The sequence below is a fragment of the Mannheimia massilioguelmaensis genome (assembly GCF_000940515.1).
In the GTDB taxonomy this organism is placed as follows: Bacteria; Pseudomonadota; Gammaproteobacteria; order Enterobacterales; family Pasteurellaceae; genus Basfia; species Basfia bettyae.
The window spans coordinates 113,072-138,270 of the sequence record NZ_CDQL01000005.1 but is presented as its reverse complement, the minus strand read 5'-3'; the positions used below and the strand labels follow the sequence as shown (position 1 = coordinate 138,270).

23 protein-coding genes are annotated in these 25,199 nt (G+C 36.9%); 19 read left to right on the top strand and 4 right to left on the bottom strand.

Annotation, left to right across the window (positions count from 1 at the left end):
• Window positions 1-909: a DNA-binding transcriptional regulator OxyR gene (oxyR, locus tag BN1226_RS03780; protein WP_044470062.1), complete on the bottom strand. Its 909-nt coding sequence runs from the start codon at window positions 907-909 to the stop codon at window positions 1-3.
• A 122-nt stretch (window positions 910-1,031) separates the two neighbouring features.
• Between oxyR and BN1226_RS03775 the strand changes: the two genes are divergently transcribed.
• Window positions 1,032-1,769: a glutathione peroxidase gene (locus BN1226_RS03775; RefSeq protein ID WP_044470061.1), complete on the top strand. Its 738-nt coding sequence runs from the start codon at window positions 1,032-1,034 to the stop codon at window positions 1,767-1,769.
• Window positions 1,770-1,839: 70 nt separating this feature from the next.
• Here BN1226_RS03775 and BN1226_RS03770 read toward each other — a convergent pair whose 3' ends face one another.
• Entirely contained in the window at window positions 1,840-2,061 is a 222-nt protein-coding gene (locus BN1226_RS03770) for a SlyX family protein (protein WP_044470060.1), read from the bottom strand.
• A 138-nt stretch (window positions 2,062-2,199) separates the two neighbouring features.
• Between BN1226_RS03770 and fkpA the strand changes: the two genes are divergently transcribed.
• The 10 genes from fkpA to trmL all read left to right on the top strand — a co-directional run bounded on the left by fkpA (window position 2,200) and on the right by trmL (window position 9,942).
• A complete protein-coding gene (gene fkpA, locus BN1226_RS03765; RefSeq protein ID WP_044470059.1) occupies window positions 2,200-2,979 on the top strand; it encodes an FKBP-type peptidyl-prolyl cis-trans isomerase in 780 nt (259 codons plus the stop codon).
• 57 nt (window positions 2,980-3,036) lie between these two features.
• Entirely contained in the window at window positions 3,037-3,705 is a 669-nt protein-coding gene (locus BN1226_RS03760; RefSeq protein WP_420835343.1) for a helix-turn-helix transcriptional regulator, read from the top strand.
• The gene (gene tusD / locus BN1226_RS03755; RefSeq protein ID WP_044470057.1) at window positions 3,705-4,085 is read left to right on the top strand and encodes a sulfurtransferase complex subunit TusD; all 381 of its coding nucleotides are present in this window, start codon (window positions 3,705-3,707) and stop codon (window positions 4,083-4,085) included. The genes BN1226_RS03760 and tusD overlap by 1 nt, the downstream gene beginning before the upstream one ends.
• Complete coding sequence (gene tusC / locus BN1226_RS03750) at window positions 4,082-4,441, top strand: sulfurtransferase complex subunit TusC (RefSeq protein ID WP_005760239.1); 360 nt, start codon at window positions 4,082-4,084, stop codon at window positions 4,439-4,441. Before tusD ends, tusC begins: the two co-directional genes overlap by 4 nt.
• Window position 4,442: 1 nt before the next feature.
• On the top strand, window positions 4,443-4,733 hold the full coding sequence (gene tusB, locus BN1226_RS03745; protein ID WP_044470226.1) for a sulfurtransferase complex subunit TusB: 291 nt from the start codon (window positions 4,443-4,445) through the stop codon (window positions 4,731-4,733).
• A 143-nt stretch (window positions 4,734-4,876) separates the two neighbouring features.
• Window positions 4,877-5,251, top strand: a complete 375-nt coding sequence (gene rpsL, locus BN1226_RS03740; protein WP_005760221.1) for a 30S ribosomal protein S12 — start codon at window positions 4,877-4,879, stop codon at window positions 5,249-5,251.
• Between the two features lie 127 nt (window positions 5,252-5,378).
• Window positions 5,379-5,849, top strand: coding sequence for a 30S ribosomal protein S7 (gene rpsG / locus BN1226_RS03735; RefSeq protein WP_044470056.1), 471 nt, complete (start codon window positions 5,379-5,381; stop codon window positions 5,847-5,849).
• Window positions 5,850-5,940: 91 nt separating this feature from the next.
• Window positions 5,941-8,043, top strand: coding sequence for an elongation factor G (gene fusA / locus BN1226_RS03730; RefSeq protein ID WP_005760207.1), 2,103 nt, complete (start codon window positions 5,941-5,943; stop codon window positions 8,041-8,043).
• Window positions 8,044-8,105: 62 nt separating this feature from the next.
• Window positions 8,106-9,290 carry an elongation factor Tu gene (tuf, locus tag BN1226_RS03725; RefSeq protein ID WP_005759586.1) on the top strand — a complete coding sequence of 395 codons (1,185 nt, stop codon included), beginning with the start codon at window positions 8,106-8,108 and terminating at the stop codon, window positions 9,288-9,290.
• Window positions 9,291-9,462: 172 nt separating this feature from the next.
• Window positions 9,463-9,942 carry a tRNA (uridine(34)/cytosine(34)/5-carboxymethylaminomethyluridine(34)-2'-O)-methyltransferase TrmL gene (gene trmL / locus BN1226_RS03720; RefSeq protein ID WP_005760839.1) on the top strand — a complete coding sequence of 160 codons (480 nt, stop codon included), beginning with the start codon at window positions 9,463-9,465 and terminating at the stop codon, window positions 9,940-9,942.
• A 34-nt stretch (window positions 9,943-9,976) separates the two neighbouring features.
• On the opposite strand, the gene BN1226_RS03715 is transcribed toward trmL, so the two are convergent.
• Window positions 9,977-10,840 (bottom strand): VirK/YbjX family protein, encoded by an 864-nt coding sequence (locus BN1226_RS03715; RefSeq protein ID WP_044470055.1) that lies wholly within the window; start codon window positions 10,838-10,840, stop codon window positions 9,977-9,979.
• A 119-nt stretch (window positions 10,841-10,959) separates the two neighbouring features.
• Here BN1226_RS03715 and yihA point away from each other — a divergent pair, with 119 nt between their 5' ends.
• Window positions 10,960-11,577, top strand: coding sequence for a ribosome biogenesis GTP-binding protein YihA/YsxC (gene yihA, locus BN1226_RS03710; RefSeq protein WP_044470054.1), 618 nt, complete (start codon window positions 10,960-10,962; stop codon window positions 11,575-11,577).
• Between the two features lie 102 nt (window positions 11,578-11,679).
• Complete coding sequence (locus BN1226_RS03705) at window positions 11,680-13,212, top strand: YifB family Mg chelatase-like AAA ATPase (RefSeq protein WP_044470053.1); 1,533 nt, start codon at window positions 11,680-11,682, stop codon at window positions 13,210-13,212.
• Window positions 13,213-13,282: 70 nt separating this feature from the next.
• Here the strand turns inward: BN1226_RS03705 and glpK are convergent, their stop codons facing one another.
• Window positions 13,283-14,794, bottom strand: coding sequence for a glycerol kinase GlpK (gene glpK, locus BN1226_RS03700; RefSeq protein ID WP_044470052.1), 1,512 nt, complete (start codon window positions 14,792-14,794; stop codon window positions 13,283-13,285).
• A gap of 361 nt (window positions 14,795-15,155) precedes the next feature.
• Here glpK and BN1226_RS03695 point away from each other — a divergent pair, with 361 nt between their 5' ends.
• From BN1226_RS03695 to glpB, 6 genes are all read left to right on the top strand, one after another.
• Window positions 15,156-15,896 carry an MIP/aquaporin family protein gene (locus tag BN1226_RS03695; RefSeq protein WP_005760711.1) on the top strand — a complete coding sequence of 247 codons (741 nt, stop codon included), beginning with the start codon at window positions 15,156-15,158 and terminating at the stop codon, window positions 15,894-15,896.
• A 396-nt stretch (window positions 15,897-16,292) separates the two neighbouring features.
• Entirely contained in the window at window positions 16,293-17,732 is a 1,440-nt protein-coding gene (gene glpT, locus BN1226_RS03690; protein ID WP_005760816.1) for a glycerol-3-phosphate transporter, read from the top strand.
• A gap of 127 nt (window positions 17,733-17,859) precedes the next feature.
• Window positions 17,860-18,972, top strand: coding sequence for a glycerophosphodiester phosphodiesterase (gene glpQ / locus BN1226_RS03685; protein WP_044470051.1), 1,113 nt, complete (start codon window positions 17,860-17,862; stop codon window positions 18,970-18,972).
• Window positions 18,973-19,417: 445 nt separating this feature from the next.
• Window positions 19,418-21,919, top strand: coding sequence for a TonB-dependent receptor domain-containing protein (locus tag BN1226_RS03680; protein ID WP_044470050.1), 2,502 nt, complete (start codon window positions 19,418-19,420; stop codon window positions 21,917-21,919).
• 303 nt (window positions 21,920-22,222) lie between these two features.
• On the top strand, window positions 22,223-23,905 hold the full coding sequence (glpA, locus tag BN1226_RS03675) for an anaerobic glycerol-3-phosphate dehydrogenase subunit A (protein WP_044470049.1): 1,683 nt from the start codon (window positions 22,223-22,225) through the stop codon (window positions 23,903-23,905).
• The gene (gene glpB, locus BN1226_RS03670; protein WP_044470048.1) at window positions 23,895-25,190 is read left to right on the top strand and encodes a glycerol-3-phosphate dehydrogenase subunit GlpB; all 1,296 of its coding nucleotides are present in this window, start codon (window positions 23,895-23,897) and stop codon (window positions 25,188-25,190) included. Before glpA ends, glpB begins: the two co-directional genes overlap by 11 nt.
• The last annotated feature ends 9 nt before the right edge of the window (window positions 25,191-25,199 follow it).

The window sequence follows — 25,199 nt, the reverse complement described above, 5'->3', positions numbered from 1 at the left end:
TTATTTACCTTCTTTTGATAAAATAGGTTCTACCGCTTTACCTACAGCCATCGCAACTCGTTCATAACGATTACGAAGTGGTGAACCTGGACGATAAACTAAAGCAATCGTACGTTTAGGTTCTGGCTCAATACAAGGGATATATTTCACACCATCACGATTACCTTCATTGAGAACGGCAAGCTCAGGCATTAATGTCATGCCCGCATTTGCGGCAATCATATTACGTAATGTTTCCAAACTGGTTGCTTGAAAATGAGAATTTTCTCGAGCTCCCGCAGTAAAACAATAACCTAAAGCCTGATCTCGTAAGCAATGTCCATCATCCAACATTAATACTTCATGACCTTTAAGCTCATGCATTTTAATTTGTTTTTGTTTTGCCCATGGATGAATATCCGAAACGGCTAATAACATGCGTTCATGAAAAATAGGCACTTCAATAAAGGCTTCTGTTTCTTGGACGCTCGCTACAATCGCACAATCTAAACGCCCTGATTCTAATTGATCTAATAAACTTGAAGTTTGAGCTTCATATAAATAAAGATCTAATTCAGGGAAAGCCTCTTTAAAAATTGGCATGATATAAGGCAATAAGTAAGGCCCTACCGTTGGAATCACGCCCATATGTAAAGGACCTGTCATGTCTTTACCTTGATTACTTGCCATTTCTTTTAATAATTTCACTTCACGCAAGACTTTTTTAGCTTGTTCGACTAAAATAAGACCTGACTGAGTAAATAAGACTTTACGACTTGTGCGTTCCAGTAATGTGATGCCAAGCTCATCTTCTAATTTGCGAATTTGTCCGCTTAAAGTTGGTTGACTAACATGGCATGCATCTGCCGCACGTCGAAAGTGTTTATACTCAGCAAGGGCTGCTAAGTATTCTAAGTCACGAATATTCATTTGGCCTCGTTATAGAAAAAAACGATTAAAAGGATAGAATTAATTGATTGTAACTATACCATAATTTTATCTATAATCCATCCCGTTAATAAGTTAACTTTCTAATTTAATAGGAGAAAAAAATGGCTTTAGCAGATATGACTGGTAAACATGTACCAGAAGTAACTTTTCGTACTCGTCAAGGCGATGCATGGGTTGATGTAACAACAAGCGAACTATTTGATAACAAAACTGTAGTCGTATTCTCTCTTCCAGGAGCATTTACACCAACTTGTTCTTCTACTCACTTACCACGCTATAATGAGTTAGCTTGTGAGTTTAAAGCCTTAGGTGTTGACGATATTATTTGTGTATCTGTAAACGATACCTTTGTAATGAACGCATGGAAAGCTGACCAAGAAGCTGAAAACATCACTGTGATTCCAGATGGTAATGGCGATTTTACTCGTGGTATGGGTATGTTGGTTGGTAAAGAAGACTTAGGTTTCGGTAATCGTTCATGGCGTTATTCTATGCTTGTTAAAAATGGCGTAGTTGAAAAAATGTTTGTTGAACCACAAGAGCCAGGCGATCCATTCAAAGTATCTGATGCAGATACCATGATCAAATACTTAAAACCTGATTGGACTGCAAAACCTTCTGTTTCTATCTTTACAAAACCTGGTTGTCCTTTCTGCGCTAAAGCAAAAGGTTTATTAAAAGTTAAAGGTTATACTTTTGAAGAAATCGTTTTAGGTAAAGATGCAAGTACTATCTCTGTTCGTGCTATCACAGGTAAAACCTCTGTTCCTCAAGTTTTCATCGGTGGTCAATACATCGGTGGTAGTGATGATTTAGAAGCATATTTTTCTAAAAACTAATCGATAACAGATCATAAAAATTAAAACCGCACTTTATAAAACTAAAGTGCGGTTTCTTTTTGGCAAATTTTTAGTAATGAGGCGGTGGCGTTTCTTCCGATTGTCTTGCCACATTAGAAGGTTGCATATCTTTCAACTTATTTGCCAAATTGCGTAATTGAAAATGCATTTTATCCATCATAAATTGCTGTTGTACAAGTGCTTCATTGAGTTCTTCTAATACCCCTTCTTGAAAAGTAATTTTCATTTCCAATTCTGCTATTCGTTGTTCTAATTTTGATGAGTTTTGCATAGTAATCCTAAATAAATGTTGTACAATAATAAAATTGGCTTTACCCTATTTTATACAAAACTTGGGGTTAAACCTATTTATTTAGTTATAAATTCATAAAACAAACAGCGTGATTATCCACGCCAAAGGACATATTCAATGGTAAAATTTCAAAAAATTACGGCAATCGCATTATTAGTGAGTGCTGTATTAGCAACTTCAGCTTGTAAAGATGATAAAAAAGCGGAAACTCAAGCAGCTGCAGAGCCAGCCAAACAAACAGCTCAAGCTTCTCAGGCAAATAACTCTCAAGCAAAAGATCCATCTTATGCAATTGGCGTATTAATTGGTAATGATTTAAAAGGCCTAGTAGATGCACAAAAAGAAGTCTTCACTTATGATAACCAAAAAGTTTTAGCTGGTGTTGCAGATGCATTAAATGGCAAAATTGATTTAACAAATCAAGACGTTGTAGATACCTTAAAAGGAATGGATGAAAAATTAAAAAATGCCGCTCAAGCTAAAGCTGAAGCTCGAGCAAAACAAGCAAAAGCCGATAGTGAAAAATTTATTGCTGAATTCAAGAAAAAAGATGGTGTGAAAGAAACTAAATCAGGTCTTTTATATCGTATTGAAAAAGAAGGGGAAGGTAATCCTATTAAAGCTACTGATACAGTAAAAGTACATTACACAGGTAAACTAACTAACGGTACTGTTTTTGATAGTTCAGTAGAACGTAATCAACCAGCAGAATTTATGCTTAACCAAGTTATTCCTGGTTGGACAGAAGGTTTACAATTAATCAAAAAAGGCGGCAAAATTGAATTAGTCATTCCTGCTGAACTTGCTTATGGTGATCAAGAATTAGGTCAAATTCCAGCAAATTCAACACTACATTTTGATGTTGAAGTCTTAGATGTAATTGCAGAGAAAAAATAATAAAAAATACACCGCACTTTAATAAAAAAGTGCGGTACTCTTTTCGAGAATAATATGATGACAAATATCAAGCGAGCTTTTACTGACGAAGATCGTGCAATCCTGAATTCTTACCGAGCCATTATTGATGGGTTAAGTGCATTGATGGGAAGCCATTGTGAAATCGTATTACATTCTTTAGAAGATCCTGAACATTCTACTTTATATATTGTTAATGGACATAACACCAATCGCCAAGCTGGTGCGACATTAACCGAAATAGATTTACAATCGCTACAAACTATGGAGCATGGCATTGAGTTAAAACCTTATTTTACTCGTCATAAAGGTAATAATGGTTTAATGAAGTCCGCTACAATGGCAATTCGTAACAGTAAACAACAAATCATTGGATTGTTATGCGTTAATCTAAATTTAGAAGTACCTGTTTCACAATTCATGCAAGCTTTTATTCCAACCCAAGAACATACTGTGGCTAACGCCAATAATTTTGCAAGTTCTGTCGAAGACCTAGTCTTGCAAACAGTAGAAAATACCATCGAGGAAATTACTGCAGATCGATTAGTGGCAAATAATAATAAAAATCGTCAAATTGTCATTACTCTTTTTGAAAAAGGAATCTTTGATATTAAAGATGCAATCAACCTTGTGGCAGAGCGCTTAAATATCTCTCGTCATACTGTGTATCTTTATATCCGTCAAATCAAACAGGATGACCAACGCTAATGCGCTATGTATTATCAGTAAGACAGCCTATATATGGTTCACAAGGTGCTTATCTTGCCTATCAACTTGCTCAAGAATTGCTTGCTCAAGGTCATCAAATTACGCAAATTTTCTTTTCTCAAGCAGGCGTATCAAATGGCAATGCCTTGGTCTATCCAGCAAACGATGAATTCAATTTAGTCAAAGCCTGGCAAAAGCTTTCACTAGAACATCATGTGCCTTTACATTTATGCGTTGCGGCCTCACAACGACGAGGAATCGTCGACGAACTTACTGCCTTTGATGCTAAAACAAGTAACCTTGCAGAAGGATTTGTTTTGGCTGGGCTTGGTGAATTTAGCAAAGCAGTACTTGAAGCAGATAGGGTCATCAGCCTATGAAACTTGCCTTTGTATTTAGACACAGCCCTCATGGTTCAACAATTAGTCGAGAAGGCTTAGATGCCTTATTAGCTGCCAGTGCATTTTGTGATGAAAATAAACTTGCTGTTTTCTTTATTGATGACGGAGTGTTAAATTTACTACCTCATCAACAGCCTGAAATCATTCTACAAAAAGATTTTATAAGTGGATTTAAATTACTGGATTTATATGATATAGAACAGCGTTATATCTGTAGCGAATCATTAAATGATCTAGGACTCATAAATCAAGCACTAGTTATAAACTGCGAAAAAATAGACCGCACTTTATTTTTACAGAAACTTCAGAAATTTGAAAAAATTATTACTTTTTAATATGTTATACACGTTTTCAGAATCACATTACAGTCAAACAGAATTAGAAAATTATTTCTCTCAAATCACCCCAAATGATGCCGTAGTACTTTGGCAAAGTGCGGTCATTATTTCGGTAAAATATCCGCAATTAGTATCTCAATATGCTCAACAAATCTATTTATTAGAAGTAGATATTCAAGCTAGAGGATTAACAGAGATCATACAAAACACGCTGCCTACCATCAAACAACTGACACTTTCTCAATTTGTTGCTTTAACAGAACAATATTATCCTCAATTGGCACTTTAACCAATTAACTTATCTTAATAAGCCAACTGACTATTCCTTGACATATCTTCTTTTCAAGTCTAAAATTCCGTGTCTGTTCTAGTATCAGGACAGATTTAACTAAACAATTCTATTATGAATCATATTTAACTGGAGCTTATTAAATGGCAACAATCAACCAACTAGTACGCAAACCGCGTGTGAAAAAGGTTGTAAAAAGCAACGTTCCTGCATTAGAGGCTTGCCCGCAGAAACGTGGTGTGTGTACTCGTGTGTACACTACAACTCCTAAAAAACCGAACTCAGCATTACGTAAAGTATGTCGTATTCGTTTAACAAACGGTTTTGAAGTAACTTCTTATATCGGCGGTGAAGGTCACAACCTTCAAGAACACAGTGTTGTGTTAATCCGTGGTGGTCGTGTTAAAGATTTACCAGGTGTGCGTTATCACACAGTACGCGGTGCATTAGACTGCGCAGGCGTTAAAGATCGTAAACAAGCACGTTCTAAATACGGCGTTAAACGTCCTAAAGCTTAATGGAACTCCGTTAAGTAAGGCCAAACGTCTAAATTAAATATTTAAACCATAAACTCCAGTCAACGGCGATAATTATCGCACTAGATGAGTTTTGGATATCCTGAATGATAAAAACGGAGAAATAGCAATGCCACGTCGTCGTAGTATTGAACCTCGCAAAATTCTTCCAGATCCGAAATTCGGTTCAGAATTACTTGCGAAATTTATTAATGTATTAATGGTAGATGGTAAAAAATCTATCGCAGAATCAATCGTATATGGTGCTTTAGAAACACTTGCTCAACGTACTAATAAAGAAGCGTTAGTTGCATTTGAAGAAGCATTAGAAAATGTACGTCCAACCGTAGAAGTTAAATCTCGTCGTGTTGGCGGTTCTACATATCAAGTACCAGTAGAAGTTCGTCCAGCACGTCGTAACGCATTAGGTATGCGTTGGATCGTTGAAGCTGCACGTAAACGTGGTGATAAATCAATGGCTTTACGTTTAGCTAATGAATTATCTGATGCATCAGAAAACAAAGGTGCAGCAGTGAAAAAACGTGAAGATGTTCACCGTATGGCAGAAGCAAACAAAGCGTTTGCTCACTACCGTTGGTAATTGCGTAGCAAAATATATTCAAGGCTTCATCTTTGGTGGAGCCTTACCCATATTAAAAAATTAATATTAAACCCCAAACAAGGTAATAATAATGGCTCGTACAACCCCTATTGAAAGATATCGTAATATCGGTATCAGTGCGCATATTGACGCGGGTAAGACAACTACTACAGAGCGTATCTTGTTCTATACTGGTGTTAGCCACAAAATCGGTGAAGTTCACGATGGTGCTGCAACAATGGACTGGATGGAACAAGAACAAGAACGTGGTATTACTATCACATCTGCTGCGACTACAGCTTTCTGGGCTGGCATGTCTCAACAATTTGATCAACACCGTATCAACGTTATCGATACTCCGGGACACGTAGACTTCACTATCGAAGTAGAACGTTCTATGCGTGTTCTTGATGGTGCAGTAATGGTTTACTGTGCTGTAGGTGGTGTTCAACCACAATCAGAAACAGTTTGGCGTCAAGCTAACAAATATAAAGTTCCACGTATTGCGTTTGTAAATAAAATGGACCGTACTGGTGCAAACTTCTTACGCGTTGTTGAACAATTAAAAGCTCGCTTAGGCGCTAATGCAGTTCCTTTACAACTTCCAATCGGTTCAGAAGATAACTTCAAAGGTGTAGTTGATTTAATCAAAATGAAAGCTATCAACTGGAATGAAGAAGATCAAGGTATGACTTTCACTTATGAAGATGTTCCTGCAGATATGCTAGAAGCTTGTGAAGAATGGCGTAACAACCTAATTGAAGCAGCCGCTGAATCATCAGAAGAATTAATGGAAAAATACCTAGGTGGTGAAGAGTTAACAGAAGAAGAAATTAAAGGTGCATTACGTCAACGTGTATTAGCCACCGAGATTATTCTTGTAACTTGTGGTTCTGCATTCAAAAATAAAGGCGTTCAAGCTATGCTTGATGCAGTAATTGAATACTTACCATCTCCAGTAGATATCCCAGCAATCAAAGGTATTAATGAAGATGAAACTGAAGGTGAACGTCACGCAAGTGATGATGAACCATTTGCAGCATTAGCATTCAAAATTGCAACTGACCCATTCGTAGGTAACTTAACGTTCTTCCGTGTGTATTCAGGCGTTGTTGAATCAGGTGCAACAGTTTACAACTCAGTTAAACAAAAACGTGAACGTTTTGGTCGTATTGTACAAATGCACGCTAACAAACGTGAAGAAATCAAAGAAGTTCGCGCAGGTGATATTGCAGCAGCAATCGGCTTAAAAGATGTCGGTACTGGTGATACATTATGTGCATCAGATGCACCGATTATTCTTGAACGCATGGAATTCCCAGAGCCAGTTATCTCTGTTGCGGTAGAACCAAAAACTAAAGCTGACCAAGAAAAAATGGGCTTAGCATTAGGTCGTTTAGCGCAAGAAGACCCTTCATTCCGTGTTAAAACTGATGAAGAATCAGGTGAAACTATCATTTCTGGTATGGGTGAGTTACACTTAGATATCATCGTTGACCGTATGAAACGTGAATTTAAAGTGGAAGCAAACATTGGTAAACCACAAGTTTCTTACCGCGAAACTATTCGTACACGTGTAAACGATGTAGAAGGTAAACACGCGAAACAATCTGGTGGTCGTGGTCAATATGGTCATGTAGTTATCGACCTATATCCATTAGATCCTGAAGGTCCAGGTTATGAATTCGTTAATGAAATCAAAGGTGGTGTGATTCCTGGTGAATACATTCCTGCGGTTGATAAAGGGATTCAAGAACAACTTAAATCTGGTCCTCTAGCTGGTTATCCAGTAGTTGATTTAGGTGTACGTTTACACTTCGGTTCATATCATGATGTGGACTCATCTGAGTTAGCGTTTAAATTAGCGGCATCAATTGCCTTTAAAGCAGCGTTCGCTAAAGCAAACCCAGTATTACTTGAGCCAATCATGAAAGTTGAAGTAGAAACGCCTCCTGAATATGTAGGTGATGTAATTGGTGACTTAAGCCGTCGTCGTGCAATGGTAAATGGACAAGAAGCAACTGATTTTGCAGTAAAAATCAATGCTGAAGTTCCACTATCAGAAATGTTCGGTTATGCTACTGACCTTCGTTCACAAACTCAAGGTCGTGCATCATACTCAATGGAACCATTGAAATATGCAGAAGCTCCGAAAAATATTTCTGAAGCAATTATCGAAGCGCGTAAAAAATAATTTTTGTAAAACAACGTGCTATAAACCGCATGTTTATAGCACTCTTTTAGGAAATATTAGCAATGTCTAAAGAAAAATTTGAACGTACAAAACCGCACGTAAACGTGGGTACAATTGGCCACGTTGACCATGGTAAAACAACTTTAACCGCAGCTATCACAACAGTATTAGCAAAACACTACGGTGGTGCAGCTCGTGCATTCGACCAAATCGATAACGCACCAGAAGAAAAAGCTCGTGGTATTACCATCAACACTTCACACGTAGAATACGATACTCCAACTCGTCACTACGCACACGTTGACTGTCCGGGACACGCAGACTATGTTAAAAACATGATTACAGGTGCTGCACAAATGGATGGTGCTATTTTAGTAGTAGCGGCAACAGATGGTCCTATGCCACAAACTCGTGAACACATCTTATTAGGTCGCCAAGTAGGTGTACCTTACATCATCGTATTCTTAAACAAATGCGACATGGTAGATGATGAAGAGTTATTAGAATTAGTGGAAATGGAAGTTCGTGAACTTCTTTCACAATATGATTTCCCAGGTGACGATACACCAATCGTACGTGGTTCAGCCTTACAAGCATTAAATGGTGTAGCTGAATGGGAAGAAAAAATTCTTGAATTAGCGAATCATTTAGATACTTACATTCCAGAACCAGAACGTGCGATTGACCAACCGTTCCTTTTACCAATTGAAGACGTATTCTCAATTTCAGGACGTGGTACAGTAGTTACCGGTCGTGTAGAACGTGGTATTATCCGTACTGGTGATGAAGTAGAAATCGTTGGTATCAAAGATACAGCGAAAACCACAGTAACAGGTGTAGAAATGTTCCGTAAATTATTAGACGAAGGTCGTGCGGGAGAAAACATTGGTGCATTATTACGTGGTACAAAACGTGAAGAAATCGAACGTGGACAAGTATTAGCGAAACCAGGTTCAATCACACCACACACAGATTTTGAATCAGAAGTGTACGTATTATCAAAAGATGAAGGTGGTCGTCATACTCCATTCTTCAAAGGTTACCGTCCACAATTCTATTTCCGTACAACAGACGTAACAGGTACAATCGAATTACCTGAAGGTGTGGAAATGGTAATGCCAGGAGATAACATCAAAATGACAGTAAGCTTAATCCACCCAATTGCGATGGACCAAGGTTTACGTTTTGCTATCCGTGAAGGTGGCCGTACAGTGGGTGCGGGTGTTGTTGCACGTATCATCAAATAATAGCTAATCGAAAGATTATGAAAAAGGGACTCATTTGAGTCCCTTTTTATTGGTTTAAAATTAGTTAAACAGAGAGAAAAGTGCGGTATCAATCTAGAAAATTTTAATACGCTATAAATCTCTCTCAATTTGAGCTACAATCACTCATCTTTTTCACTATACTGATATAATTATGTTAGATATTGTTTTATATGAACCAGAAATTCCTCAAAATACAGGAAACATTATTCGATTATGTGCAAACTGCGGTTTTAGATTACATCTTATTGAACCACTAGGATTTACTTGGGATGACAAACGTCTGCGTCGTTCAGGCTTGGATTACCACGAATTTGCTGAAATCAAAAAGCATAAAACTTATGAAGCTTTTCTTGAGTCAGAACAACCTAAACGTTTATTTGCATTAACAACCAAAGGTGGGCCTGCCCATAGTGAAGTGAAATTTGAATTAGGGGACTATCTTATGTTTGGTCCTGAAACACGTGGTATTCCAATGAGTATTTTAGATAAAATGCCAATGGAACAAAAAATTCGTATTCCTATGACCGCTAATAGTCGCAGTATGAATCTTTCAAACTCTGTTGCCGTCACCGTTTATGAAGCATGGCGACAACTTGGATATCAAGGTGCAATTAATTTAAATCGAAAATAAAAAAAGTCCTAAAGAATTTCTTTAGGGCTTTTTCTTAGCTTAATTGTTTAGCCATATTTGCTTTAAGTTCTTCCAGCATTGCATAACGTTTTCGATACATTGAACGTTTCTTACTGGTGATTTCAGAAATATCTTTTGTTTCAAATGCTAAAGGCAATTCCCAATATTCTTGTAAAACTCCATCGCTTTCGCTAAAAATAGCATCATAATCTACCACATAGCGTTTACTATTCACTAGGCGAGATTTATTTTGATATTTCTGTGGAATACCCAGCAAGCGTTTATAACCAAGTACTTGGGTCAATCCTTTCATCGCTTCAACCATTAAATATGCTGGCCGTAAACCATGACATTGCTTAGTGAGTAACTTAACAATTTCTTTTGACCCTTCAAAATTAGGCCCTTGAATTACGGCTATCAATAATGCATCTTTAATTTGTCCAAAGGTCAATAAATAAATTAATTGTTGTGTATCTTTCTGACGTAATTCTAATGCCCAAAATCCTTCCATCGGCTGATGTTCATTGATGTTTAATATTATTTCAAATCCATCAATAACTTCACCAAAACTAATAGGTTGTTCCCAAAGTTGAGGTAATTTCAATGTAGTCAAGCGTTGTGATAAAAATAATAAATTATCACAAATTGCTGAGAAACGTTGTGAAGCACCAAAGCGTTTATCTAAAAAACGATGCACTAACGGGTAACTATAATTGGGACGAGCATTTAATAATGGAATTAATTCATCATGTTTGTTAACAAAGTCAGTAAACTGCTTAATTTTTCCTAAATGCAAGATCGAACGTAAACGATAACGTAAACGTTTCAAACGGTATGATTTTTTACCACGATCAGGATAAATAGCCATCGGTTTTGGCCAACTGTATTTAACTGTCATATATTCCCCTTAGATAAGGGCGATATTTTGCCATAAAAGTCGCACCTTTTGTATTTTTTTATCGTTCTTATCTATTTTATAAGGTATCCTATAGGGTAATTGTAAAGGTAGGAAATATAATGTCAGAATTCAAATTGAATTATCATAAAACTCATTTTATGACCAGTGCAGCAAAGATTAATCAACTTCCCGAAGACAGTGGTATTGAAATCGCTTTTGCTGGTCGTTCCAATGCGGGTAAATCAACTGCACTTAACGCATTAACTAATCAAAAAAACTTGGCTCGTACATCAAAGACACCTGGTCGTACACAATTAATCAACTTATTTGAAGTTGAACCTCAATGTAAATTAGTGGATTTACCAGGCTATGGTTATGCTGCGGTTCCTGAGCAAATGAAATTACAATGGCAGAAATCTTTAGGAGAATATTTACAACATCGTGAATGTTTGCAAGGTGTAGTAATTCTAATGGATATTCGCCATCCGCTCAAAGATCTTGACCAACAAATGATTGAATGGTCCGTCTCCTCAAATTTACCGGTTTTATTACTATTAACAAAATCAGATAAATTGAGCCAAAGTGAAAGAAGCAAACGAGTCAAAATGGTACGGGAAGCTATCCTCCCCTTCCAAGGCGATGTGCAAGTTGAGGCTTTTTCAGCTCAAAACAAATTAGGTATTGATAAACTTTCTTCAAAACTAAATAGTTGGTTTGCACCACTTTTCACTGAATAATATTTTATTTTTGCGATCTTGCTCCCAAAAAGTGCGGTAAAATTTTTCAAAATTCTACCGCACTTTTATATTTCTGCTATTTGCATATTGTAAGGAGATCATATGTCATTAGCAGTTGTCTATTCTCGAGCATCTATGGGTGTGCAAGCCCCCTTAGTTACCATTGAAGTTCATATTAGTAATGGTAAGCCTGGGTTTACTTTAGTTGGATTACCTGAAAAAACTGTCAAAGAAGCTCAAGATCGAGTTCGTAGTGCATTGATTAACGCACAATTTAAATATCCAGCCAAAAGAATTACTGTCAATTTAGCCCCCGCTGATTTACCTAAAGAAGGTGGACGTTTCGATTTGCCTATTGCCATCGGTATGCTTGCCGCAATGGGTCATATTGATGCACAAAAATTACATCAATTTGAGTTTATTGGTGAACTCGCATTAACAGGGGATCTACGTGGTATCCATGGGGTTATTCCTGCAATTCTTGCAGCTCTACAATCTAAACGCACAACAATTATTGCTCATCAAAATGCAAATGAGGCTGCACTGATATCTGATCATCAAAGCTATACAGCACGTTCATTATTAGAGGTTGTACAATTTCTTAATCACCAAATCAAACTTCCCTCTACCCTATCCATTAATCCATCAAACTCAGATCAAACTAACCACTCTCCCATTCAAGATCTCAGAGATATCATTGGTCAACAACATGCCAAACGAGCATTAACTATTGCGGCGGCGGGGCAACATAACTTACTTTTTATCGGTCCGCCAGGAACAGGCAAAACCATGTTAGCCAGCAGGCTGACGGGGCTCTTACCTGAAATGACTAATCATGAAGCGATTGAAACAGCCTCGGTGACCAGCTTAATTCATAATGAGCTTAATTTTAGTAACTGGAAACAACGCCCGTTTAGAGCACCACATCATAGTGCATCTTTAGCTGCATTAGTGGGAGGAGGAACTATCCCTAAACCAGGTGAAATTTCTTTAGCACATAATGGAGTATTATTTTTAGATGAGTTACCCGAGTTTGAACGACGGGTATTAGATGCCTTAAGACAGCCTTTAGAAAGTGGCGAAATTATCATTTCACGTGCTACCGCAAAAATCCAATTTCCAGCAAAATTTCAACTTATTGCAGCAATGAATCCTAGTCCAACAGGAAATTATCAAGGCACACATAACCGCACTTCCCCTCAGCAAATTATGCGCTATTTGAATCGATTATCTGGCCCATTCTTAGATCGTTTTGATTTATCTATTGAAGTTCCACTACTTCCTCAAGGTGCATTACAAAATACAGGCGATCGCGGTGAGAGTAGTGAACAAGTGCGTACTAAAGTATTAAAAGTAAGAGAAATTCAATTAGCGAGATCTGGAAAAATCAACGCACATCTGACGAGTAAAGAAATTGAACGGGATTGCAAATTAAAAGATAAAGATGCCTTATTCTTAGAAAATGCTTTAACCAAGCTAGGCTTATCAGTACGAGCTTATCATCGAATCTTGAAAGTTTCTCGTACAATTGCTGATCTTAATGAAGAAAACCAAATTAATCAAAAACACCTTGCTGAGGCATTAGGATATCGTGCCATGGATCGACTATTACAAAAACTCAATCAACAAAATTAGAGAATTAAAAGTGCGGTTCAATTTCAAAAAATTTTCTTAAAACCAACCGCACTTTTCTTATTCAATAAGATTATTCAGCGTCCTCTTTCGCCCATTCTAGCGAACGACGAACAGCTTTTTTCCAGCCTTTATAACGTTTTTCACGTTTTTCATTATCATTATCTGGTGTAAATGTACGCTCTACACGTGCTTTATCACGTAATTCATCCAAATCTTTCCAGAAGCCAGTAGCAAGACCTGCAAGATAGGCTGCACCTAAAGCTGTCACTTCTTTGACCACAGGACGTTCTACATTAACATCTAATATATCTGCTTGGAATTGCATTAAGAAGTTATTGGCTGTTGCACCGCCATCTACACGAAGGTATTTTAATTTATCACCAGCATCTGATTGCATAGCTTCTAATACATCACGAGTTTGATATGCAATGGATTCAAGGGTTGCACGAACAATATGATTGCGATTTGCACCTCGAGATAAACCAAAAATTGCACCACGAGCATATGGATCCCAATATGGTGCACCTAATCCTGTAAAGGCAGGAACGACATAGACCCCATTACTGTCAGATTCTTTTGTAGCAAAATATTCACTATCATAACTATCGTGTACGATTTTAAGTTCATCACGTAACCACTGAATAGAAGCCCCTGCGATAAACACTGAACCTTCTAATGCATATTCTGGTTCACCTTTCGCATTACAGGCAATGGTCGTTAATAACCCATTTTTTGAAGTAATGGCTTTATCACCAGTATGCAATAACATGAAGCAACCCGTACCATAAGTATTTTTGGCTTGGCCCGCTTTCACACACAAATGACCATAAAGTGCAGCTTGTTGGTCACCGGCGATACCTGCAACAGGAATACGCACACCGCCTTTACCACCAATATTGGTTTGTCCATAAACTTCAGAAGAATTTCTTACTTCAGGTAGCATTGAACGTGGAATATTCAAAATCTCAAGCATTTTGTCATCCCACTGTTTAGTATGGATATTGAATAACATGGTACGAGATGCATTAGTATAATCAGTCACATGTACACGGCCTTGTGTTAATTTCCAAACCAGCCAAGTATCCACTGTACCAAATAATAATTCTCCTCGTTCTGCTTTTGCTCTTGCGCCTTCTACATTATCTAAAATCCATTTAACTTTAGTACCAGAGAAATAAGGGTCAACCACTAAACCTGTTGTATTACGAATATAATCTTCATAGCCATCTGCTTTTAATTTATCGGTAATATCCGCAGTACGACGACATTGCCACACAATCGCATTATAAACAGGTGTACCCGTTTCTTTTTCCCACACGATCGTCGTTTCACGTTGATTAGTAATCCCAATAGCTGCAATTTCATCAGAAGTAATACCAGCTTTTGCAACCACTTCATTTAAAGTTGAGCTTTGTGTTGCCCAAATTTCCATTGGATTATGTTCCACCCAACCCGCTTTCGGATAAATCTGCGTGAATTCACGTTGAGCAATTTCAATAATATTGGCATCATGATCTAATAAAACGGCTCTTGAACTTGTTGTCCCTTGGTCTAATGCAATAATGTATTTTTTTTCAGACATGGTGAATCTCCACTAAAATATATGTGTGAATATGGACTACAAATACTTATTTTGGTTAAAAACGAAAAATCACCAGAGTAAGTTAATTAAAAACCTGAAAACAATAAAGATACATTTATTGATTATTTGAATTTAATCACATTTATTTTCCAAATCGAAAATAAAAATGTGAACTGACTAACAAATTTCTATAAAAGGACTTTTTTTTTATCAGAAAATTTTAATAATAGAATCACATTTTCTATGTCATTAATTTAGAAAATGCTGATAAAAATGAGAAATAACTTATTTAATTAGCGATAAATCACAACTATTGACAATATTATTTTATTCTCATACATCATATATAGGAGAACTAAATATGAACGCATATTTAGCCGAGTTTTTAGGTACCGCATTGTTAGTATTAATGGGTAATGGCGTTGTCGCCAACGTTTGTTTGAACAAAACAAAAGGTAACAGCTCTGGATGGATTGTAATCACCACAGCTTGGGCATTTGCCGTGTATGTTGCCGTAGTAGCAACAGGTCCATATAGTGGAGCACACTTAAATCCAGCAGTGACATTAGGGTTAGCCGTAAAAGGTAGCTTTGCTTGGGAAATGGTTCCTGGTTATATTATTGCACAAGTGATAGGTGGCATACTTGGTGGTTTAATTGTCTATTTATTCTATTCAGATCACTTTGCTGTCACTGATGATCCAGCAGCTAAACGAGCTTGTTTCTCTACAGAACCCGCTATTCGACATTTTTCAACCAATCTCTTCTGTGAAATTATCGGCACAGTAGTTCTTGTATCGGTTATTTTCTATATTTCAGGTGGTGAAATGACATTACCTAATGCACAAGGCACTGTACCTATTGGTTTAGGTTCAGTAGGTGCCTTACCTGTCGCCATTTTAGTATGGGCAATTGGTTTAAGCTTAGGGGGAACTACTGGCTATGCAATTAATCCAGCTCGTGACTTTGGACCTCGCATTGCATTAAGTTTATTAAGCAAAAAATTGAATACTTCTCCAGATTGGGGATATGGCTGGGTACCTATTTTAGGACCAATGATTGGTGGCGTAATAGCCGCTCTAGGTTATAACTTTATTATGTAATCTTACTTTACTTAGTAAAAGGGTTGGTATATTTTGCTAGCCCTTTTTCTTGAATAAAAATGTTTAATAAATTGTTATTAATTATTCTCAGCTATGTTGTAAATAAAGCACCATTCAAAAAAGCTCAAAAAAATCATTAAAAGACCATTTTATTTTCCTTTTAATTCGTAAACGCTCATATAAAACGTGATTTATATCACAATTTAATAACATTTAATTTTTCTATTAATGGAATTTGCGGTATCTTTACGCTGTCATAAAAACTTAAAAACCTCTGAAGATTTGTGATTTTCTTTGAGTCAGTTTTTTCAGGGCTAATTTTAGACATAACTACTTTCTATTTAAATATTCAAGTAGTAAAGATTAATAACAACAGACGTGAAGTTGGAGAATAGTATGTTTGGTATATTCAAACCAGCCGCTGCAATCCCAGAGCTACCGGCAGATAAAATTGATTCAACTTATAAACGCTTACGCTGGCAAGTGTTTATGGGTATTTTCTTTGGTTATGCGGCGTATTACTTTGTACGTGCTAATTTCGATTTGGCACAAAAAGGGTTAATTGAAGCAGGTATGTATAACAAGGCTGAACTAGGTATCATTGGTACTGGTGCAGGTTTAGCTTATGGTTTATCAAAATTCGTTATGGCAACGGTATCTGACCGTTCAAATCCTAGAGTATTCTTACCATTCGGTTTATTACTTTCTGGTTTATGTATGACTCTTATGGGAATCATGCCATGGGCAACATCAGGTATTTTAGTGATGTTTGTCATGATCTTCTTAAATGGTTGGTTCCAAGGTATGGGTTGGCCTCCATGTGGTCGTACAATGGTTCACTGGTGGTCTAAATCAGAACGTGGTTCTATTGTTTCTATTTGGAACTGTGCTCACAATGTGGGTGGTATGATGCCTGGTGCAATGGTGCTATTAGCAAGTGCAGTATACTTCAGTAATACTGGCGTTGAAGCAACTGCGAAAGATGTATGGCAACAAGCACTTTACTATCCTGGTATTGCGGCAATGGTTTGTGCTGTGCCAATTTATTTCGTTATGAAAGATACACCACAATCTTGCGGTTTACCAGCAGTAGAAAAATGGCGTAATGATTATCCAGATGACTATAATGAAAAATCATATGAGAATGAATTAAGTACAAAAGAAATTCTAGTAACTTATGTATTAAAAAATAAATTATTATGGTACATCGCAATTGCTAATGTATTCGTATATTTAATCCGTTATGGTGTTTTAAAATGGTCTCCAGTTTATCTAGGTGAAGTGAAACACTTTAACATTAAAGGTACTGCATGGGCATATACTATTTATGAATTAGCTGCAATCCCTGGTACATTACTATGTGGTTGGGTATCAGATAAAATCTTTAAAGGTAAACGTGGTTTAACTGGTTTCGTGTTCATGATTCTAACTACCATTGCTGTTGTTGCCTTATGGAAAAACCCAGCAACACCTGAAGCAGAATTAGCACAATACTCTGCATGGTATGAAAACCCATATCAATTAACAGACTTTATTTTAATGACAACTATCGGTTTCTTAATTTATGGTCCAGTAATGTTAATCGGCTTACATGCACTTGAATTAGCACCGAAAAAAGCGGCAGGTACATCTGCTGGCTTCACAGGATTATTCGGTTACTTAGGTGGTACAGTTTCTGCATCAGCAGTTGTTGGTTGGGCAGCAGAACATTATGGCTGGGACGGTGGTTTCTATGTCATGATCGTGGGTGGTATCCTATCAGTTATCTTAATGTTCATCGTTATGGTTGCTGAGGGTAAACACAAAGCTCAATTAAATGACCACTATGGCAGTTAATTTCTAGTCAATCTGATTTATTAAAAGGAAGAGCGGTACCTAAATTGTTCTTCCTTTTTTTCACAAAAAATATTGCGGTTTTTGACCGCACTTTACCAAGTATGTTTAAAACAATAGGAGAATTGTAATGAAATTTAGAGTAAAAAACCTTGCTATCGCATTGGCTTTTTCCACTTTAGCTGCTTGCTCAACTCAAACCTCAAAACAAACGCAGCCTATGAATTCACAAGATAAAATCGTTATTGCTCATCGTGGTGCAAGTGGTTACTTACCTGAACATACCCTTGAAAGTAAAGCTCTTGCTTTCGGTCAAAAAGCAGATTATCTCGAACAAGATTTAGCGATGACAAAAGATAATCGTTTAATCGTTATTCATGATCATTTCTTAGATGGCTTAACTGATGTAGCTAAAAAATTCCCTAAACGCGCACGTAAAGATGGACGTTACTATGTTATTGACTTTACGTTGAAAGAAATTCAATCTCTAGAAATGACTGAAAACTTTAAAACAGAAAATGGCAAACAAGTTCAAGTCTATCCAAATCGCTTTCCATTATGGGGTTCTCACTTCCGCATTCATACATTTGAAGACGAAATTGAGTTCATTCAAGGTCTAGAAAAATCCACAGGTAAGAAAATTGGTATCTATCCTGAAATCAAAGCACCTTGGTTACACCATAAAGAAGGTAAAGATATCGCAGCAGAAACTTTAAAAGTTTTGAAAAAATACGGCTATGACAGTAAAGATGATATGGTTTATTTACAAACCTTCGACTTTAATGAACTTAAACGTATTAAAACTGAATTGCTTCCAAAAATGGGCATGGATCTCAAACTTGTTCAATTAATTGCATATTCAGATTGGCATGAAACTGAAGCTAAAAATGCTCAAGGTAAATGGGAAAACTATGATTATTCATGGATGTTCAAACCAGGTGCAATGGCGGAAGTAGCTAAATATGCTGACGGTGTTGGTCCAGCTTGGTATATGTTAGTCGATGATAAAAATTCAAAACTTGGTGATGTAAAATATACACCAATGGTTGAAGATATTGCCAAAACTAAACTTGAACTACATCCATACACTATCCGTAAAGATGATGTACCGAGTTTCTTCTCTGATGTAAATCAAATGTATGATGCAATGTTCAATAAATCTGGTGCAACTGGTCTCTTTACTGACTTCCCAGATTTAGCCGTAAAATTCTTAGGTAAAGATCAACCTAAAAAAGAAAAATAATCATACTTTCTGATTGTACTTTAAGCTGCCCAAAGTTGGACAGCTTAATAAACTAAATACTGGGCTCTGTATTATGCAGAGCCCAGTCATTTTTAATCAAGTATAATTGGTTTTAAGTTGTCTATTTTGGCAGCTTGCTTTGTAATTCGGCTAGCCCATTCAGCCTTTTTTATCCATATCCTAACATCTTATGTACTCTTTTTTGATAGCCAAGCGACTCTCACTTTTTAGATAATTCTTCTTCACATATAAATAAACCCGCATCAGTTTGAGTTTTTTTAAAGGATTATGGCAATAAATTCGTTATCCAAGTTTTAGGATAAATTTCAAAGTGCGGTCCTTTTTTTTGAAATTTTTGAATGAATTTTTACTATTGATTTTCTAAATTTCATGAATTAAAATTTCAAATGATTTTTATTCTTATTTATAACCTAAAGGAAATTTTATGCAGCAAAAATGGAGTTTGAATTTAATGGGATTAACTTGTTTAATCCCATTACTTTCTTTTGCTCAAGCAGAAACTCAAAAATCTGAAAAATTGGATACCATCCTTGTGAATGAGGAAGGAGGAGAGAAATCTAACTATGATGAAAACCTGTTAAAAACCTATGTTTCTACAGGTTCTTATTCCTATTTAGGAAAATCTGATATTAATACGTTCAGAGGCAGTTCTGTAGGCGATTTTCTTTCTGGTGTGCCAGGCGTGATTGCTGGTAACAAACGTAATAGTGGTGCATTATCCGTTAACATTCGTGGTGTTGCTAACGAAAACCGTGTACCAATTTATGTAGATGGTGGTTTGCAATCTGTCCCTTCTTGGCAAGGTTATGCGGGTTCATCTACTCGTTCTTATTTAGACCCTGATTTTATTAGCCAAGTGGAAATCGAAAAAGGTCCTTCTCTTTCTGCAGATGCTACAGGTGCAATCGGTGGTGTTGTGCGAATGAATACCTTAGGTTGGAAAGATATTATCCCTGAAGGCAAAACTTGGGGTGTACTACTTAAATTAGGCACCATGACAAATACTGTTTCACCACCAGCAAATTATACCAAAGGTGGTTATCAAACCCGTTATATTAGCAATTGTTTAAGCAATGATTCAGGTTTATGCCAAACGCAAAGCCACTCGCCTAATGCCCGCTACTCATCTAATGGTTTAAATTTAAATTCTTATAATTACAGCATTGCCTTTGCTAATAAATGGGAAAATGCAGATGTGCTATTCGCTTATGCTAAACGCAGACAAGGCAACTATTTTGTTGGCAAACATGGGCAAATTCCTGAAATTGATCATATTGAAGTAGAAGAAGACAAAGATTATGTAGAAATTAATGATCAATACGAAACCGTTGAAGTGTCAAAAGTGCATTTTAAGGAAAATCGTAGCACTTTATATCGACCAGGCGAAGAAGCATTGAACACTTCTCAACTAAATACCTCTTATTTAGCGAAAGCAAATTTCTATAATGATCACCACAAGTTAGGATTAGGCTATAGCCATTACCATAGTCGTTTTGGGGAAATAATGAGTTCAATTTTAAGTTTCCGTGGCTATGGAGCGTTACAAGGAGAAGGCTCAGAAGTTAAAGTGAATCGTTACAACTTGAGTTATCAATATAATCCGAATACACCTTATATCAATTTAAATATCAATGCCTATTACACTGACAGTGATTCCTCAAACTTTACCCCTTATTTGGATAGTTTTGGTTATGATTATTCCCAACGTCATGCGCATTTCTTAGCCTCAAAACAAAAAGGATTGAGCATTGATAATACCAGTATTTTCCAACTGAATAATCAACCACTTACTATCAAATATGGGGTGGCTCACAGTTATGAACGCATTTATTTACCGAAAGATGCACAAGCTCGGGTATTAGCTAAAGGGTATCCTGAAGATGCTATTGCACCTTTATATATACGAGATGGAAAACGTAAAGAAATCAGTGGCTTCATTAATGCGAGTTATCCTTTTAATCATTGGCTAAAAGCAGATGGTGGGGTACGCTATTTCCGTTCTACCACCAATGATTATGTAGTTCATTCTGAGCAAGTGGAAGATCATGTTGATTTAACCACTGGTGACATTGTTTATAAGACAATTTCACATAAACAAAATCCAATCAAAAACAAAGGTTTTTCACCAATTGTCATGTTAAGTGCGGAAGTCGCAAAAGACACAACATTGTATGCTAAATATGCTCAAGCCTTACGTTCGCCAAGTTTATTCCAAGCGACTAAAGGTTGGAGCATGCAAGATACCAGTGATAATTTGGACCAACTCAAACCTGAACGAGCCAAAAACTGGGAGTTTGGTATCAACGGATTGTATGAAAATGTAGGTGGACAAGATAATGTACTTGGTGTGAAAGTCGCTTATTTCAATAACAATATTGATAATTACCTGACCAGAAGCCTTGATAAAATTAGTGGAAAAACTCAAACCATTAATTTACAAAAAGCAAAACTTGAAGGGTTTGAAGTGTCAGCTTATTATGATATGCGTAAATTTTACGCTAAATTTGCAAGCACTTATTACACTAAAACCCAATATTGCTTAATGCCTCATCAAGTTGGTAGTGGTGATAAACAATGTTACGATGGCTACATTTACGCTAGCAACATTAACAATACCGTACCGCCAAAATTAAATTATCAACTGACTTTAGGCACTCGCTGGTTAGATGAAAAACTTGATATTGGCGTGCGTTATAGTTACTACGGAAAACGTGTTGTACCAGTATTAAGAGACGATACTTCAAGTATTGATTGGAATGCTTATTCTCTCGTAGATTTATACGCTAACTATAGCGTTTCCAATAACCTCAAACTTACAATGACCATGGATAACGTTTTCAACCGTTATTATTTGGATACCAATAATATGGGATTAAACACCGCACCTGGCAGAACATTGCATATGGGATTAGAATATCGTTTCTAATAAAAAATTCCTCTAAAAACAACCGCACTTTCATCTGCACCCCAAAAGTTGGACACCTAGCCCCACTGATTAAGGTGTAGATGAAAGTGCGGTCTTTTTTTACAAAATTTTTATCAAATCGCAAGATAAAATTTTTTAGAGATCATTATTTATCTCATTATTTTGTGATCTCTCTCACAATAAATATTCTTTTTCGCTCAAAATACTATTCTAAAACGCTCATTTACAATAAAATAACAAGCGTTTATTAAGGTATTTACTTTTCAAATACTCAATTTATTTATTCATCTTGTGGGGCATCATATGGGAATGTCATCTCAACTCTATAGAAATGTAGGGGATTTTTCTCCTATCAATACAGATGTAATCATCATTGGTGGCGGTGCTACTGGTGCAGGTATTGCTCGAGACTGCTCATTACGTGGGCTAAAATGCATATTGTTAGAACGACACGATATTGCTACTGGAGCAACTGGACGTAACCATGGCTTATTACATAGTGGTGGTCGATATGCAGTTAATGACCGTGAATCTGCTGAAGAATGTATTAAAGAAAATATGATCTTAAAGCATATTGCCCGCCATTGCGTAGATGATACCAAAGGTCTATTTATCACCTTACCAGAAGACGATCTTGATTATCAAAAGAAATTTATTGAAGCTTGTCGTGCCTCTGGTATTGAAGCCGAATCGATTGATCCAGCACTGGCTCGCCATATGGAGCCTTCTGTCAATCCTGACTTAGTCGGTGCTGTAGTTGTTCCCGATGGTTCTATTGATCCCTTCCGTTTAACTGCCGCAAATACTATTGATGCCGTAGAAAATGGTGCTCAAATTTTTACTTATTGTGAAGTAAAAGGGTTGATTCGTGAAGGTGGTCGAGTAATTGGTGTGAAAGTATATGATCATAAAAATAAAGTTGATCGTCAATTTTTTGCACCAATTGTCGTTAATGCTGGCGGTATTTGGGGTCAAGGTATTGCAGAATATGCCGATTTAAAAATCCGTATGTTCCCAGCCAAAGGTGCATTACTTGTTATGGGACACCGAATTAATAACATGGTTATTAATCGTTGTCGTAAACCAGCTGATGCAGATATCTTAGTGCCTGGCGATACGATTTGCGTTATCGGTACGACCTCTGATCGTATTCCTTATGATCAAATTGATAATATGGAAGTAACGCCTGAAGAAGTTGATATTCTATTCCGTGAAGGTGAAAAACTTGCCCCGAGCCTACGCCATACCCGAGTTTTACGTGCTTATGCAGGCGTTCGACCATTAGTCGCAAGTGATGATGATCCATCAGGTCGTAATGTTAGCCGTGGTATCGTCTTATTAGATCATGCTGAACGTGATGGTTTAGACGGTTTCATTACAATTACTGGCGGTAAATTGATGACATATCGTCTTATGGCTGAATGGGCAACTGATTTAGTTTGTAAAAAACTCAATAATAGCAAAACATGTGAAACCGCAGATCGAGTTTTACCTGGTTCTAATGAAAGTCGTGAAGAAACCAGTGAAAAAATGATTTCATTACCTGCCACTATTCGTAATTCTGCTGTTTATCGACATGGTTCACGAGCAACACGATTATTAGATAATCAGCGTTTAGATCGTTCTTTAGTTTGTGAATGTGAATCCGTTACCGCAGGCGAAATCAATTATGCGGTAAATGAACTCAATGTAAATAATTTAGTAGATTTACGTCGTCGCACTCGAGTAGGTATGGGAACATGTCAAGCTGAATTATGTGCCTGTCGTGCTGCTGGACTAATGGCTCGTTTTGATGTTGCTACACCTCGTCAATCAACAGATCAATTAATTGCTTTTATGGAAGAACGTTGGAAAGGTATCCGTCCAATCGCGTGGGGCGATGCGGTGCGTGAGGCCGAATTCACAAGCTGGATATATTACAGCTTACTTGGCTTAAATGATGTGATTCTAGAAAAAGCACAGGGAGTGAATAACAATGAATTTTGATGTCGTGATTATTGGCGGAGGCATCGCAGGTCTTACTTGTGGTCTCACGCTACAGGAAAAAGGAATACATTGTGCCATTATCAATAATGGTCAAGCAGCTATTGATTTCTCTTCAGGTTCTATGGATTTACTGACCCGTTTACCTCATGGTGAAACAGTAAGTTCTTTCTCTGAATCTTATGCAGATTTAGTTCAACAAGCACCACAACATCCTTATGCTATCTTAGGTAAAGATGTGGTATTAGAAAAAGCACAACAATTTGAAGCACTAGCAAAATCCCTCAATTTATCATTGATGGGGTCAACCCAAAAAAATCATAAAAGAGTCACCGCACTTGGTGGTTTAAGAGGTACATGGCTTTCACCAACCAGTGTACCAACAATTATGGATGAAGAAGCCTTTCCTTATTCAAAGATTGCATTATTAGGCATTGAAGGTTATCACGATTTTCAACCACAATTATTAGCGGAGAATCTCAAACAAAATCCTCAATTTACACATTGTGAATTGACTATTGGCTACTTAAATATTCCTGAGTTAGATCATTTACGTGAAAGCAGTCGTGAATTCCGTAGTGTTAATATTGCACAAGTTCTTGAGCATAAATTATCCTTTAATAATCTAGTAGCAGAAATAAAAGAAGCCGTAGGTGAAGCCGAAGCCGCATTTTTGCCCGCATGTTTTGGTTTAGATGATCAAGTTTTCTTCGATTCATTACGTCAAGCAACAGGTATTGAGCTTTATGAATTACCGACTCTCCCTCCTTCATTATTAGGTATTCGCCAACATCGTCAATTACGTGCACGTTTTGAAAGTTTAGGTGGTGTAATGTTTAATGGTGATAGAGCGTTACGTGCAGAATTTGAAGAAAATAAAGTTGCTCGAATTTATACTCAACTTCACCTTGAAAATGCAATTACCGCAAAATATTTTGTGTTAGCTTCTGGCAGTTTCTTCAGTAATGGCTTAGTTTCTGAATTTGAAGAAATCTATGAGCCATTATTCCGAGCCGATATTATTAAAACAGAACAATTTGATGCAACCAATCGTTTTTCATGGATCAATAAACGATTTTCAGCGCCACAGCCATACCAATCTGCTGGTGTTTTAATCAATGCACAGTGTCAAGTTCAAAAACAAGGCAAAACCATCGATAACTTATTTGCTATTGGTTCCGTCATTGGTGGCTATAACAGCATTGAACTCGGATGTGGTTCAGGTGTTGCAGTGGCTACAGCCTTAAAAACTGCTGACAATATTCTTGCAGCACAAACTAAGAACTAGGAGGCGATG

Excerpts from the sequence above, each read along its gene's own strand:
- oxyR (WP_044470062.1), bottom strand. The coding sequence starts at position 909 with ATGAATATTCGTGACTTAGAATACTTAGCAGCCCTTGCTGAGTATAAA.
- BN1226_RS03775 (WP_044470061.1), top strand. The coding sequence starts at position 1,032 with ATGGCTTTAGCAGATATGACTGGTAAACATGTACCAGAAGTAACTTTT.
- BN1226_RS03770 (WP_044470060.1), bottom strand. The coding sequence starts at position 2,061 with ATGCAAAACTCATCAAAATTAGAACAACGAATAGCAGAATTGGAAATG.
- fkpA (WP_044470059.1), top strand. The coding sequence starts at position 2,200 with ATGGTAAAATTTCAAAAAATTACGGCAATCGCATTATTAGTGAGTGCT.
- BN1226_RS03760 (WP_420835343.1), top strand. The coding sequence starts at position 3,037 with ATGACAAATATCAAGCGAGCTTTTACTGACGAAGATCGTGCAATCCTG.
- tusD (WP_044470057.1), top strand. The coding sequence starts at position 3,705 with ATGCGCTATGTATTATCAGTAAGACAGCCTATATATGGTTCACAAGGT.
- tusC (WP_005760239.1), top strand. The coding sequence starts at position 4,082 with ATGAAACTTGCCTTTGTATTTAGACACAGCCCTCATGGTTCAACAATT.
- tusB (WP_044470226.1), top strand. The coding sequence starts at position 4,443 with ATGTTATACACGTTTTCAGAATCACATTACAGTCAAACAGAATTAGAA.
- rpsL (WP_005760221.1), top strand. The coding sequence starts at position 4,877 with ATGGCAACAATCAACCAACTAGTACGCAAACCGCGTGTGAAAAAGGTT.
- rpsG (WP_044470056.1), top strand. The coding sequence starts at position 5,379 with ATGCCACGTCGTCGTAGTATTGAACCTCGCAAAATTCTTCCAGATCCG.
- fusA (WP_005760207.1), top strand. The coding sequence starts at position 5,941 with ATGGCTCGTACAACCCCTATTGAAAGATATCGTAATATCGGTATCAGT.
- tuf (WP_005759586.1), top strand. The coding sequence starts at position 8,106 with ATGTCTAAAGAAAAATTTGAACGTACAAAACCGCACGTAAACGTGGGT.
- trmL (WP_005760839.1), top strand. The coding sequence starts at position 9,463 with ATGTTAGATATTGTTTTATATGAACCAGAAATTCCTCAAAATACAGGA.
- BN1226_RS03715 (WP_044470055.1), bottom strand. The coding sequence starts at position 10,840 with ATGACAGTTAAATACAGTTGGCCAAAACCGATGGCTATTTATCCTGAT.
- yihA (WP_044470054.1), top strand. The coding sequence starts at position 10,960 with ATGTCAGAATTCAAATTGAATTATCATAAAACTCATTTTATGACCAGT.
- BN1226_RS03705 (WP_044470053.1), top strand. The coding sequence starts at position 11,680 with ATGTCATTAGCAGTTGTCTATTCTCGAGCATCTATGGGTGTGCAAGCC.
- glpK (WP_044470052.1), bottom strand. The coding sequence starts at position 14,794 with ATGTCTGAAAAAAAATACATTATTGCATTAGACCAAGGGACAACAAGT.
- BN1226_RS03695 (WP_005760711.1), top strand. The coding sequence starts at position 15,156 with ATGAACGCATATTTAGCCGAGTTTTTAGGTACCGCATTGTTAGTATTA.
- glpT (WP_005760816.1), top strand. The coding sequence starts at position 16,293 with ATGTTTGGTATATTCAAACCAGCCGCTGCAATCCCAGAGCTACCGGCA.
- glpQ (WP_044470051.1), top strand. The coding sequence starts at position 17,860 with ATGAAATTTAGAGTAAAAAACCTTGCTATCGCATTGGCTTTTTCCACT.
- BN1226_RS03680 (WP_044470050.1), top strand. The coding sequence starts at position 19,418 with ATGCAGCAAAAATGGAGTTTGAATTTAATGGGATTAACTTGTTTAATC.
- glpA (WP_044470049.1), top strand. The coding sequence starts at position 22,223 with ATGGGAATGTCATCTCAACTCTATAGAAATGTAGGGGATTTTTCTCCT.
- glpB (WP_044470048.1), top strand. The coding sequence starts at position 23,895 with ATGAATTTTGATGTCGTGATTATTGGCGGAGGCATCGCAGGTCTTACT.